The sequence below is a fragment of the Pseudomonas sp. P1_A1 genome (assembly GCF_056406935.1).
The window spans coordinates 77,942-90,761 of sequence record NZ_JBFTZE010000021.1; the positions used below are offsets into that span (position 1 = coordinate 77,942).

The following is a 12,820-nucleotide window of genomic DNA, read 5'->3' on the forward strand; positions in this document are numbered from 1 at the left end:
TTCAAACTCTTCTAGAAGCGGTAAGTAAGGTCGACGAGCAGGCGCAGATCGGTTTCCCGGTCACCGTCAAATGGCCGGTTGATCACGCTCAGCAGGCCGCCCACCTCGAACACGTCGTTCCAGCTGTAGCGCTGGCCGTAGCCCAGCAGGGCGATACCGCCGGTGCCGTGATCGCGCTGGCTGTAAGTGCCCGCGCCGGCCTGGAACTGCTGGCTCCAGGAGGTTTCGTAGCGGTGGTAGAGCACGTGATTGACGTTCACCGTCGGCAGCACGCTGAAGTCGGATTTGGGGTTGAAGTACGGCACGTCGTCGGACTTGGAGTTATGGCTGCTGCCGACTTCCAGACCGAGGTCGACTTGCAGCCCCGGCGCGCGATAAACGCCCTCGCGACCAGTGAGTACGGCTTCGACACGGTTGTTGCCGTCGCTGAAGTGCGAGGGGCTGACCGCCAGTCTCCACTCACGGCTTTCATTGGCGCGCCAGCGGATAAAACCGCTGCCGCCGTTGGCCGTGATGTCGCTGTTCAATGCTCGCAACGGCGTTTGTGCCGACAGGTATTCGAGGCTGCCGCCGTACTGCCAGTGATCGTCGATGTCTCGGGCAATCGCCAGGCGCGCGCCCTGTTTATCGCCAAAGCCGTAGGAATGGTTGGAAACTTCCGCTTCCAGGGACATGTCACGGGTCCGGCGTTCGAGCCCGACGCGCTGGAAGCGATGGTGGCCGGTGCCTTCCTGGAAGTCGCCGGTGGCGTAGCCGGCACCGGCGAACAGGCGCCAGTCTTCATCGATGGGCGGGCTGTACAGCGTGGTTTCGATGCCGAAGTCGCGGCTGCCGTTGACCGCCCCGACATCGCCGTTGCCGCCGCCATAACTCTTGCCGCCGTAGGCCTGAACTCGCAGCTCGGCCATGTCATGGACCGCACGCTGACGCTGCAAACGCTGCACCTGACGGTTGTCCGGAAAGCGCGCGACCACATCGTCGGTCAGCGCATCCATCTGCCGCCATTCCTGCAGATCCATGGCAGTGTGGCCCTGAGCGACTTCCAGCCCGATATCCCGCGGGGCCATGCTCTCGGTTTCCTTGAGCTGATTCTCGGCGCGTCGTGGCCAGTCCCGGGCCAGGTACAGATCGGCCTGGGCCAGGCGCAGGCCGATGTTGCCCGGTGCCTGATCCACCAACGTCTGTAAACGCTGCTCGCCCGACGGCAGATCGGCGCCGTAGGTGCCGGCCTGGGCGGCGAGTTGCTGCGCGTCCATCCATTCATCGTTGGGGTTACCCACCGGCAAGCCCTTGAGCTCGATTCGCGGTTTCTGGGTCTTGGCCACGTCTTCGGCGACCTTGCGCGCTTCATCGGCCTTGTCGCTTTCGAGCAGGGCGTAATAGAGCGCGGTGCTGTCTTCCAGGCGATCGCCGACATCGGCATCCGGCGCTACCAGCACCTGGCGATACAAATCGGTGGCGATTTCCGGCTGACGCTGATCCAGATAGGACGACGCCACCCAACGCAGGGCATAGGTCGGAATCTTCACCCCTTCGGCGAGCAGTTTCTGGTATTCGGTGATCACATCGGCGGTGCGTGCACGGGCCTTGAGGGCGCCCATGCGGTCGATTCGCCAGCGGATGACATCATCGTGGGCCGCAGGGTCCGGCGTCCAGGTCGCCAGTAACTGGTCGTAATCGGCCAGGGCCCGACCGGCGATCACATAACGTTCTTTTTCGCTGCGGGTGGCCAGTTCGGCCAGGCGCACGCGTTCGGCGGCCAGGTCACCTTCGAGACGGCGTTGCGTGACCGGATCAATCAACCCCGGCCGCTGACGCGCCAGGCGCAAGGCCGGCTCCGGCAAACGGGCGCGTTGCAGGGCAATCACGTATTCCCGAGCGACTTCGGGTTTGCTGCCGGCGCGGGTGAAGGCCTGGTCGTATTCAAACAACGCATCGTAAGTGGCACCGGCGCGGGTCAAGGCGTAGGCCAAAGCCAGACGGCGGCCAGGATCATCCGGTTTCGCCGCCACCAGCGCCCTGGCGCGGGCAACCGCCTCGTCAGGTTTACCGGCGTCGGCCTGGGTCATCGCCAGGCCCAGCTGCAGGTCGGCATTTTGCGGTTCAAGGGCCAGGGCCTTGTTGTACACCTGGGTCGCCGAGTCCCAACGCTTGAGGTTGCGATAGGCCCGCGCGGTGGCGGTCAGGGCCTGGACTGGCAACGCCCGCTCACGTCCCTGGGTTTCATAGACCTGTACCACTTCCGCATCCAGACCGGCCCAACTGGCGATCTGCAGGTGATCGCTGATCTGGCCAGTGGAGGCCTGGCTTACCGGCACCTGGCGCAACACCGTCAGCGCAGGCGTGTAGTTGCCGGCCCGCGCATCGCGAACCATTTGATCGTAAGGGGTATCAGCGAGCGCCAGCACCGGCCACAACAATTGGCCGCACAGCGCAACGCGAAACAAGGGGCGCAGCCCACGATAAATAAAGGGACCAGCAATACGCGGCATTCGTCAGCATCCTTACATGGCCAGCCGGGTCACAATGCCCCTTGCCCACTCGTAACGGAAAGCCGGATCGAAAGACCCGGCCAAGCTTTATCGAAGCAGTCTTGCATGCAAGCGTAGTCAATAATTCAAGACACAATATTTCTTCAGATTCGTGGCGGGCCTTCCCCTTACCCCGTTTCGGAACTCCAGACAGCAAAACGCCCGGCGTCTGCGTGTTGCAGAGGCCGGGCGTTGCGCTGAAGCCTGCGGTTTTACTGGATGGTGACGTCACCAGTGCCGCCGAGTTTGCCCATCACGAAGCCGACAAATTCCTCGAGGGTCATTTTCTGGCCGTTGAAGTCCACCTGATTGTTGGCGTAACGCAACTTGGTGACGATGTTGTTACCGTCCAGTTTTGCCAGTTGCGTACCGACCGCCATGCTGCTGAACATGTCGGCGGTTGCGCTCGCCTGATCGGCGATGAGTTTGGCATCGGTCTGGCCGTCAATCTGTGACTGCACGGTGAGCAAATCAATGAGCATTGGCTTGGACACCAAGACGTTGAAGTCCAGCAACGCGATCAACTGCTTGACCAATTGGTCTGGCGGCAGGTCCATGGATTGCGGTTTGGTCAGGTCCAGCACCAGGTTAGCGCGGCTTTCTCCGTTGCTGGTGTTGAACGACAGGTTTTCCAGGGCCACCTGGGGACCTGCGGCCAGCAGTTTCTCCAGACCGGTCTTGACCTGTGCCTCTTCGGCCGGAGTCAGGTTCAGCGGCGGCGCCGGCAGACCGGCGGCAGTGGCTTCGGCGGCGGCCCGCTCGTACGGTTGCAGTTTGGTCTGGTAGATCTGCATCAGCGACATCGTCGACGGGATGTCGAGATTTTTCAGGCTCATGGCCATCTGCGCAGAGCCGATAACCTTGCCGTTCAAGGACACTTCACCGACCTTGTAATCGGCACGCCCCGAAGCGTTGGTGCCTGATTCCCCGGTCTGGTTCTTCATTTCAAAGTTCTTGAAACCGAGTACCGATTGCTTGGGGCCAAAGGTGGTTTTGCTGTTTGTCAGCTCGAGGGTGTTGTCGCCGACGTAATAGCCGTAGGTACTTTTGGTCAGATTACTGGCCAGGGTCAAGCCGTTGAGCTCGACCTGAACCGGGGTCTGATCTTCGGCCACGGTGGTCAGTTTCAGGCTGTCCATGTAACCGTCGGCTTTGACCTTTTGCGCCTGGGCGCTGGCGGCCACGTCGAGTTTCAACCCGGAGAACGTCAGGTTGGACTTGTCATCCAGTGCGGCTTCCAGCGGCAGGAATTCGAGCGAGCCCTTTGTGGAGTTGTCGTAGCCGATGTTGACCACGCCTTTGACCGGGGATTTGTCCTTGGCGGCGGCGAACCACTTTTCGGTCAGCGGGGTTTTTTCCAGCTCGTAGTGACTGGTGGCCAGGACTGGCAACCACTTGAACGACACCAGGCGCGAGAACGGTAGCGGGCCGTGTTCGATGCGGTCGACGAACAGCATCTCCATCGGCGCTTCACCAAACATCTCGCCCTCGCCCTTGAGGCGGTAGTGCGCGGTGCTGCTGAACACATGACGCTCCAGCGACACCAGCTCCAGCGACGCCGTGCCGTTGGAGCCTGCCAGCGCGGCTTGCAGTTCTTTGTTGGCGTCGGCGATCGAGCTGTTCAGCACCCCATCGAGTTTGCTGCCGGTGTACCAGGCGCCGCCCGCGCTGATTGCACCGATGGCCACGACAATTCCTAGAAGCACGCCTGCTGATTTATTCATGAAGTACCCGATCAATGTCCATTGTTGAAAGTGTGGTCGTCTTCCCTGAACCCATAACGGGTCGCGGTCACGACTGCGCTGAAAGTGGCGAGGAGATTAGCATTTGCGCCGCAGGGCGGCCCAATGATTAAAGGTGAAAGAGTGTCCATGGGGGTGCGGCTGCCTGTGGACACCTGGCAGGGGACAGTTTCGGCGATCGTTCAATCGCCTTCGCGAGCAGCCCTGCCAATACAACCTTACGAATACTGAACCTCGATCTCATCAAGCTGATGATCAAAACTTTTTAGCCGCGCGGTCCACGTATACACCAGCACTTCAAAATCCCGATTGATCACCGCGCCGCCAGTCACCTCCGCGCGTGGGTCACAGAAATCCAGTTGATAGCGTTCGCGGGCCATGGCGTTGGCGACATCGGACAGTTCTCGGGCATTGTTGAGCCAGTGCCAGCCCTCGTCGGCCACTTGCTTGTCCAGCGCCTGGCATTGCTTCTTCAAGGTTTCGAGGCTTTTTTCCAGTGGCGTGCCGGTCAGTTCGCCCATGACTTCCTGAAACGTGCGCCCCGGTTGCCAGTAACTGCCCCAGAAATATCGGTCGAACACCGTTTCCACCCGACGCAAAGCCACCTTGGTGTCCCAGATCAGTACCAGGGTTTTGCCTTGTTCGAGTTGTCGTTTCTTGATGCGCTGGTTCTGGAGCGAAGCCCAGGCGACCACCACGATGGCCATCACGGCGATCAGTGCCGCCGCGCTGTCGAGGAAGATCAGCGCCTTGTCGATCTGGTGGGCCAGCATGACGCCATAAAAATAGGTGGCCGACAGCAAAACCAATGCCGCAATGGCGCACCAGAAGCCGGGAGCGTAAGGGTTTTTCATTATTAGATCCCCATGACCAACGCAAGCCTTGATCGACGGGTTCGCCGCGCGACCCCATCAAATCAAAGCATAGCAACGGCCTCAGGGTTTGCCGGGTTGTGAGCCTTGCGTTCGTCCGCTTTCCCAGCCGCCGCCCAAGGCGAGGAACAAATCGATCTGGCTCATGGCGACCTGGGTGTTGGCCGAGGCCAGTTGCGCCCGTGCATCGGTGTAGGTGCGGGTGGCTTGCAAGTCCGCCAGGAACGACGCGCGACCGGCCTGGAAGAAGCGGTGGGTCTGGTCTGCCGCCAATTGCGCCGACTGTTCGGCGTCAGCCAACGCATCGCGGCGCTGAAGTTGCGCGGAGTATTGCGCCAGGCCGGTCTGAGTCTCGCGGATGGCGTTGAGTACCACGCCATCGAAATGCGCCAGCGCGCCTTGGGTTGCGAACTCGGCCTCACGGATTCGCGCGCGGGAGCCGTTGGACGGTACGGTCCAGGTCAGCAACGGACCGAAGCCCCAGCGATTGGTCGATGGTTTACCGAGGTTTTCCAGGATGCCGACCGTGCCCACGGTCGCGCCGATGCTGATGTCCGGGTACAACTCGCCGGTGGCAATGCCGATGCCGGCGGTGGCCGCCGCCAACTTGCGCTCGGCCTGGCGCACGTCGGGCCGGCGTTTGAGCAGTGTGGCGCCGTCACCCACCGGCAACAATTGGGTAACTTTCGGCAGTTCGGCGCAGTCGCTGGTGCCCGCCGGCAGTTGCTCGACCGGTTTGGCCAGCAGCATCGACAAGCGGAACAACCCGGCCTGACGTGCGGCTTCATAACGCGGCAATTCGGCGCGCAAGGATTTGAATTGGGTTTGCGAACGGGTGACCTGGGTTTCATCGCCGCGCCCGGCATCGCGCAAGCGCTGGGTCAGGGAGGTGCTCTGGGCTTGCAGGTCGAGGGAATGCTGGGCGATCTCCCGCTCTTCGTTGGCCGCACAAACCTGGGTGTAAGCCCGCACCACATCGGCCACCAGGGTAATACGCGCGGTATCCGCTGCCGCCTGGGTCGCATCAGCATTGGCCTTGGCCGCTTCGATGCCGCGCTGCAAGGTGCCGAACAAATCGAACTGATACGAGGTCGTGATGCCGATATCGCCGACGTTGGCCACGGGCACTTTTTCCGGTATCAAGAACGCTTCGCCGGATTCCTGCAAACGCTGGGCGCCGACCTTCACGCCGCCGCTCCAACCGCCCGCCGCCTGCGCTTCGTCGACCTGAGCGCGAGCCCGCGAAAGATTCGCCGCCGCCACCCGCAAATCGGTGTTGGAGGCCATGGCCTGCTGCACCAATTGGCCCAGACGCGGATCCTGATACAGCCGCCACCAATCGGCGGGCACCGGCGCCGAGACCACATGTTTGCCGTTCACCGCCAGGTCGCCCTGAAAGTCTTCACGGTGCACGGCGGCCTCGTCCGGCAAGTGATAATCCGGCCCCACCACCTGACAGGCCGACAGCAACAAGCCCAATCCGGCAACTGCCAAACCCGAGGCCCTGCTCATTTCGCCGGCCCCCCGATTCGATCGTCGATGATCGACACGGTGGCCGTACGCCCGGCAATCATGCGGAAATCTTCCGGCACCTCATCGAAAGCGATTCGCACCGGAATCCGCTGGGCCAGCCGCACCCAACTGAACGCCGGGTTGACGTTGGGCAACAGGTTGCTGCCACTGCTGCGGTCGCGGTCTTCGATGCCGGCGACGATGCTTTCGACATGCCCGCGCAGGCGCGCACGGTCGCCGATCACCCGAATGTCGACGCTCTGGCCGACATGAATGCCGTCCAGTTTGGTTTCTTCGAAATAACCGTCGATGTGGAAGGAATTGCTGTCGACCACCGACAACACGGGGCGGCCGGCGCTGACGAACTCCTGAGAGCGCGGCGCCCGGTCGTTGACGTAGCCATCCACCGGGCTGCGGATCACTGAGCGGTCGAGGTTGAGCTGGGCGCTGTCCACCGTCACTTGCGCTTCCATCAACGCCACTTCGGCGCGCGCCACCCGGGACTGGCTTTCTTCCAGTTGCTCGGCCGGGACCAGATTGCCCAAGCCACGGTTACGCTTGGCCTCGCGCTGGGCCTGGGCCAAGGTTTCCTGACGGTCGGCGACCGCCGCTTTGGCTTGGCGCAGGGCCAGCTTGAAGCGGTCCTGATCGATGCTGAACAGCACCTGGCCGCGTTTCACCCACTGGTTGTCGCGCACCTCTACTTGCTGGATCAGCCCGGAGACGTCCGGGGCGATCTGCACGACGTCGGCACGGATATGCCCGTCCCGGGTCCAGGGCGCGAACATGTAATACATGACCATGCGCCAGACCACGACAATGGCGAAGGTCACGATCAACAACGTCAGGACCACACGGCCGAGGGTCAATAAAGGTTTTTTCATGTCATCAGGTATCGACTGAGTGAGTCCACGGCGCCGAGCAGCACAGCGTAGAGAGCCACGTTGAACAATGCCCGGTGCCAGACCAGACGGTAAAAGTGCAGGCGCGTCAGCACCCCGTGCACCCACAGGAACAACACATAGGTAATGCCCATCAGCACCAGCAGCGTGGGCAGGAACACCCCGCTGATATCCAGATCACCGATCATAAAGGCGCTCCATCGATGCCATGGGGAAGCGGTTCCTCGAGTTCGCCCGTGCCGACAAACTCGACGCCCGGCAACAGCGCCAGACGCAGGCCGCTCAAGGCGTGCAGCAGATGCAGACGGGTTTCGTCATCACCTTGGCCGCCGAGAGCGCGGCGGGTGCGGTCGAGGGTCATCAGCAACGGACTCGGCGCCGACAAACGTTCACCGGCCTTGAGGCAGGCCTTGAAGTACTCACCAACTTCAGCCACCACTTGGCGCAGCAGCGCTTGCGGCGCACCGGGCACTCGCGGCGAATAGGCGAGCAGGTCCAGCAGATTCAGGGCCACGCGCACTTCGCGCAGGGCGATGCCGGTGTCCTGGCCGGTCATGGCCAGTCGCGGCAAATGCTGCATCAGGCGATCGAGCATCTGCACGCCCATATGCCGGTGTTCGGCCAGCGTGGCCGGCTCGGTCAGGCCGACGATGTCGCGCCAGCTGAAACGGGTCAGGCGCTTGGCCGCCAGATCCGCACCGAATGGCCGGGCGATCAGGGTCCAGATGAACGCGAACAGTAACCCCATGGGCCCGGCCAGGTTGGAGTTGGTGAAACTGAGAAAATCCGCGTCGTAGGCGCCCTGAATGCTGATGAAAGATGAGGTGTTGACGATGGTCAGCAACATCCCCAGATAAAAACGCGGCTGTACCGTCAAGGTGCCGACGCAAATGAACGGGATAGCGAACGCCAGCACCAGCATCGGGAAGTCATGCAGGTTCGGCAGGATCAGAAACAGATAAAGGCCGGCGAACAGCACCGACATCGCGGTCCAGAAAAAGAACCGGTAGATCTGCGGCGCCGGGTCGTCCATCGACGCAAAGAAACTGCACGCCACCGCCGCCAGAATCACCGCGCTGCCGCCGTCGGTCCAGCCGAGCAGAATCCACAGCACCGAGGCGACGATGATCGCGGTGACCGTAGAAGCCGCCGAATAGAGCATCAAGCCACGGTCGAGAAACGGTGACAGTCGCCCCAGGCGCCAGTGCCGATACACCGCGCGCCAGTTGTCCTGACTCTCACACTGAATGGCGTATTGCAGGCTGCGACAGTCTTGCCACAGGTCGATCCACTCGCCGAGGCGATACAGCGCGTTGGAAAACAGCAACTGCTTGCGATCGTCCAGCGCCTCGGCACGTGGTTGCAGCGCTTCGAGCCGGTTTTTCAGGGCCTGCCAACGGTCGAGATCAGCGTCTTTGTGATTGAGCCATTCGGTGGTCGCGGTCAGCAGTGGCGCGAACTTATCCACAAGCTCCGGCGTGCGCCGCTCGAGGGCATAGAGCGCATCGTCGAGGGCGTCGATCACCGGCAACAGATGAATCATCCGACCGCGCAGCTCCTTGGTGTTGCGCACCGTTTGCGCTCGCGCGCCCTCGTGCGGCAGCTGACCGATCATCAATTCCAGGCTATTGAAGTTCGCCACCATCGATGAACGCAAGGCGCTGACTTCCTCCGGCTGCACATTGCGGCTAAGGAAACGCAGGCTGTAGGTCGAGGCATCGGCAAACCATTTGTTCACCGAGTCGTTGAACACCGGCGCCAGCCGCCGTGGCCAGAACATGGCGCCGACGACCGCCGCGCAGGCGATGCCGAGAAAAATCTCTTCGGTCCGCGCCTCGGCCACGTCCCACACCGCCAAAGGGTTAGCCACCACCGGCAAGGCGATCAGCGGCAAGGTGTAACCGGCGAGCATCAAGGCATAGCTGTTGGCGGTGCGCAGATGCAGGGACAGGAACAGCAAAATCCCGGTCCACAGTGCGATGACCACCACCAGCACATAAGGGCTCTGAACGAACATCGGCACAAACAACACCGCCGCCGCGGCACCGAGCAAGGTACCCGCCGCGCGGTACAACGCCTTGGAGCTGGTAGGGCCGAGGAACGGACTGGAAACGATGTACACCGTGGCCATCGCCCAATACGGACGAGGCATTTGCATGAGCATGGCGATGTACAGCGCAATCATCGAGGCTGCAAACGTGCGCACACCGTAGAACCAGTCCCGCGCCGGGGGCACGCCGGTGAAAAAACCGCTCAAGGGTGAACCACCGGCAGATGATTGGCCGCTTCGAAGGCTTTGAGTACCCGCAGTGCCGCTTCCAGGTCACTCTGGTCGATGCCTTCGAGCACGTCCTGGCGCAAACGTACCAACTCGGCTTCGACCGCCTGCACTAACTCGCGACCGGTCGCGGTCAGGCTCAGGCATTTTGCGCGTCGGTCATGAATGTCTTCGGTACGGCAGACGTAACCGGCATGACACAGCTGATCCAGCAACCGCACCAGCGACGGACTCTCCATCCCCGCCGCCTGCGCGACCGTCACCTGCCGCACACCCTCGCCCAAGCGCCCGATCATCAACAGCGGGACAGCGCAGGCTTCGGAGATTCCATAGTTGGCCAGCGTGGTCTGGCAGATCTTCCGCCAATGCCTGGCGGCCACCACCATGGAGCTGCTGATGTTCATCTGGAGAGCGGCGAGGTTCTTTGGCACGAGGGAATGCACACAATGTTAGTTTGCTAACTATCAATATGGCATTTGAGAGGAAAGTTGGTCAAGTTTTGAAACAATTTGGCGAGCAATGCCAGACACGGAGTTCAACGGGGATCGCTGCCGGATTTGAAATCTGTGTAACGTTCGCTATCCGAACCGAGGGCCGGATCGTTACAATTTCCTGCAAAGGGAAGTGAACGTGGCACGACTCTCGCGACACGGTGGACAGTGTCGCAGTCATGAAGAGATCGAAATTGAATTTGCCACTAAGCGGGCGCAAGCGGCAGAAATGGACATCTAGGAATTATCAGCGCTTCTTGGCTCGGTCATATACATCGCTGCGTTCGCGTTTACCAACCGCCACTACAGAAACGACTACACGCTCGTCAAAAACTTGATACACAAGCCTGTATCCCGATGACTTCAACTTGATTTTGTAGCAATCAGGCATCCCATGCAGTGAGTCGGAAGGGATTCGAGGCAATTCGAGTCGCTCCGCCAATTTCTTTTTGAACTGCTCACGCAACGTATGACCAAGCTTGTCCCACTCCTTGCGTGCGGACGGCAGGAATTCAAGCTTATAGCTCATCCAGGCTTACCGGGACCGGCGTTTCATTTCTACGAGAGCGAACAATTTCCGCCAGCTCGAAGTCATCGAGGCGCTCCATCATTTGCTCGAAAACATCGGCCGGAACCATGTATCCCATAACCCGGTTGTGGTTCAGCACTGCCACAGGTCCACCGTGAGCACCGCTTAGAACTGCAGATGGGTTTTTCTTCAACTCGGACACGCTAACCGCCATGTCGGCCAGAACACTTTGCATAATTAAGACCTCAATTCAGGTCTAGATTCTGGTCTATCGACTGCTTCTGAGCAACCTAGAAAAAGCTAACAAATTCAGTTTCTGCCCAGATTTTTTTACCACTCACCAGTTTTTTTTACATTTCGCCATTTTTCCCCAGATTTTTTTACACCCCCCGCCCCTTCCTCAGCATTACATCCAACTGATCCACCACCTCCGCCCAATCCGCGTCATCCAGAATTTCCTCACGCAGCAACTCCGCCTGGCTCTCGCTCCAGAAGAACGCGTCCGCCAGGTGCAGTTCGGGTTTGAGCGGCGAGTGGGTGGCGATGAATTTATCAATGCTTTCGGCGTCGTCAGGCAGGCCGAGTTGTTTGAACAGGGCCGGGAGGCTGTGGGTGGGGGATTCCATGTCGGGCTCCTTCGTGATGGCTGAATGAGGGTGACCGCGGCGCTGCCATTCGCGGGCAAGCCCTCTCCCACAGGGTTTTCGCAATTCCTGTGGGAGCGGGCTTGCCCGCGATGACGGCGGTTACGCCGACAGACTCAACTCGCAGACCTCGGCATGCGGCACCATTTTCAAGTATTCCGGCACGCTCATGTGTACCAGGTTGTTGTGGTTGCCGGCTTCGAGGTAGATGTCTTGCTGCCGGGTCAGCATTGGGTCGATGACCATGTCCAGTCCATAGGATTCGCCCAATGCAGGCACGGCGCCGCGTTCGCAATCGTCGAACAGGCGCGGCAGGTTGCTTTCCCGGGTAACTTGCCATTCGCTGCTGCCACGGACTTTGCTCAGGTCCAGATGGCGGCTGGCGGGCAGTACGGCCATCAAGTAATGCCCGTGACGATCGTCGAGGATCACCGATTTGGCCACCCGTTCGGCAGGAATGCCCGCGAGCCGCGCCGTTTCAAGGCTGCTGGCCGAGTGCGGATGGGAAACGATGTCATATTCGCAGTGCGCCTTTTCAAGGCTGTTCTGCACGGTTCTTGCCATACGCATGATGCACCTCGGTGTCCGCAACAACGAAGGGCGGACGATGGTTAGAGTTTTTTCTCTCCATTAAAAGTCTAGGCCCGCTGGTGGGAACCGGCGGGAAATCCGCCCGTCGGACGCGGTCGACAACTGGTCAAAATTCATACAGTCGCAGGCTCAACTAGACTTGTATACAGAGCCACGAACGGCTCGCGGACGGATGACTCTCCCGGAGGGTCAAGTGAACATTCGTTGCTGGGTAATTGCGCTGCTGCTGGCCTTGAGCGGACCGGTATTGGCGGAGGACACCGTCGTAGTGCTGGTTCCCGACCCCATCGGGATCTGGCTGATCACGTTCGGTATCGCGTTTCTGATCGCCGAGGCGGCCTTGCCCAATTACGGCGTGGTCGGTCTGGGCGGCCTTGTGATGTTCGTGATTGGGGCGGTGATTCTGACCAACGCCGAAGTCCCCATTCCCTTGATGATCGGCCTGGGACTGATCAGCGCACTGTTGCTGATTTTCCTGCTGATCCGCGCCTTGAAAACCCGACCGCGCCGCAACTTCAGCGGCGACGCCGAATTACTGGGCAGCGTGACGCCGATAACCTCGTTGCAGGCTGGCAATGCTTATGTCGGCTGGGTGCACCTGCAAGGCGAACAATGGCAAGTCATGAGTGCCACACCACTGAAACCGGGACAACAGGTCCGGGTGGTGGCACGCAAGGGTCTACTGCTGCAAGTGGCCGCGACTGACGCGGCACCGGGTGGAGAATAGT

General features: G+C 60.7%; 13 protein-coding genes. 1 reads left to right on the plus strand and 12 read right to left on the minus strand.

Going from position 1 to position 12,820, the window contains the following annotated elements; all coding sequences use genetic code 11:
• Nucleotides 1-11 precede the first annotated feature (11 nt).
• The 12 genes from pgaA to AC1D2Q_RS25290 form a co-directional block, all read right to left on the minus strand.
• Nucleotides 12-2,492 carry a poly-beta-1,6 N-acetyl-D-glucosamine export porin PgaA gene (gene pgaA, locus AC1D2Q_RS25235; protein WP_477814931.1) on the minus strand — a complete coding sequence of 827 codons (2,481 nt, stop codon included), beginning with the start codon at nt 2,490-2,492 and terminating at the stop codon, nt 12-14.
• Between the two features lie 251 nt (nt 2,493-2,743).
• The gene (locus AC1D2Q_RS25240; protein ID WP_477814932.1) at nt 2,744-4,255 is read right to left on the minus strand and encodes a YdgA family protein; all 1,512 of its coding nucleotides are present in this window, start codon (nt 4,253-4,255) and stop codon (nt 2,744-2,746) included.
• Between the two features lie 236 nt (nt 4,256-4,491).
• Nucleotides 4,492-5,127, minus strand: coding sequence for a hypothetical protein (locus AC1D2Q_RS25245; RefSeq protein WP_019651562.1), 636 nt, complete (start codon nt 5,125-5,127; stop codon nt 4,492-4,494).
• A gap of 81 nt (nt 5,128-5,208) precedes the next feature.
• Nucleotides 5,209-6,657: an efflux transporter outer membrane subunit gene (locus AC1D2Q_RS25250; protein WP_477814933.1), complete on the minus strand. Its 1,449-nt coding sequence runs from the start codon at nt 6,655-6,657 to the stop codon at nt 5,209-5,211.
• Nucleotides 6,654-7,541, minus strand: coding sequence for an efflux RND transporter periplasmic adaptor subunit (locus AC1D2Q_RS25255; RefSeq protein ID WP_477814934.1), 888 nt, complete (start codon nt 7,539-7,541; stop codon nt 6,654-6,656). The genes AC1D2Q_RS25250 and AC1D2Q_RS25255 overlap by 4 nt, the downstream gene beginning before the upstream one ends.
• Nucleotides 7,538-7,747, minus strand: coding sequence for a DUF1656 domain-containing protein (locus AC1D2Q_RS25260; protein ID WP_477814935.1), 210 nt, complete (start codon nt 7,745-7,747; stop codon nt 7,538-7,540). Before AC1D2Q_RS25260 ends, AC1D2Q_RS25255 begins: the two co-directional genes overlap by 4 nt.
• Entirely contained in the window at nt 7,744-9,816 is a 2,073-nt protein-coding gene (locus AC1D2Q_RS25265; protein WP_477814936.1) for an FUSC family protein, read from the minus strand. The genes AC1D2Q_RS25260 and AC1D2Q_RS25265 overlap by 4 nt, the downstream gene beginning before the upstream one ends.
• On the minus strand, nt 9,813-10,241 hold the full coding sequence (locus AC1D2Q_RS25270; RefSeq protein ID WP_477814937.1) for a MarR family winged helix-turn-helix transcriptional regulator: 429 nt from the start codon (nt 10,239-10,241) through the stop codon (nt 9,813-9,815). The genes AC1D2Q_RS25265 and AC1D2Q_RS25270 overlap by 4 nt, the downstream gene beginning before the upstream one ends.
• Nucleotides 10,242-10,575: 334 nt before the next feature.
• Nucleotides 10,576-10,857: a type II toxin-antitoxin system RelE family toxin gene (locus AC1D2Q_RS25275; protein WP_477814938.1), complete on the minus strand. Its 282-nt coding sequence runs from the start codon at nt 10,855-10,857 to the stop codon at nt 10,576-10,578.
• Nucleotides 10,847-11,092 (minus strand): type II toxin-antitoxin system Phd/YefM family antitoxin, encoded by a 246-nt coding sequence (locus AC1D2Q_RS25280; protein WP_477814939.1) that lies wholly within the window; start codon nt 11,090-11,092, stop codon nt 10,847-10,849. The genes AC1D2Q_RS25275 and AC1D2Q_RS25280 overlap by 11 nt, the downstream gene beginning before the upstream one ends.
• A 145-nt stretch (nt 11,093-11,237) precedes the next feature.
• Nucleotides 11,238-11,483, minus strand: coding sequence for a DUF2789 domain-containing protein (locus tag AC1D2Q_RS25285; RefSeq protein ID WP_007940999.1), 246 nt, complete (start codon nt 11,481-11,483; stop codon nt 11,238-11,240).
• 120 nt (nt 11,484-11,603) lie between these two features.
• Nucleotides 11,604-12,071, minus strand: coding sequence for an aminoacyl-tRNA deacylase (locus AC1D2Q_RS25290; RefSeq protein ID WP_477814940.1), 468 nt, complete (start codon nt 12,069-12,071; stop codon nt 11,604-11,606).
• 214 nt (nt 12,072-12,285) lie between these two features.
• Here AC1D2Q_RS25290 and AC1D2Q_RS25295 point away from each other — a divergent pair, with 214 nt between their 5' ends.
• Nucleotides 12,286-12,819, plus strand: a complete 534-nt coding sequence (locus AC1D2Q_RS25295) for an NfeD family protein (protein ID WP_477814941.1) — start codon at nt 12,286-12,288, stop codon at nt 12,817-12,819.
• Nucleotide 12,820 lies beyond the last annotated feature (1 nt).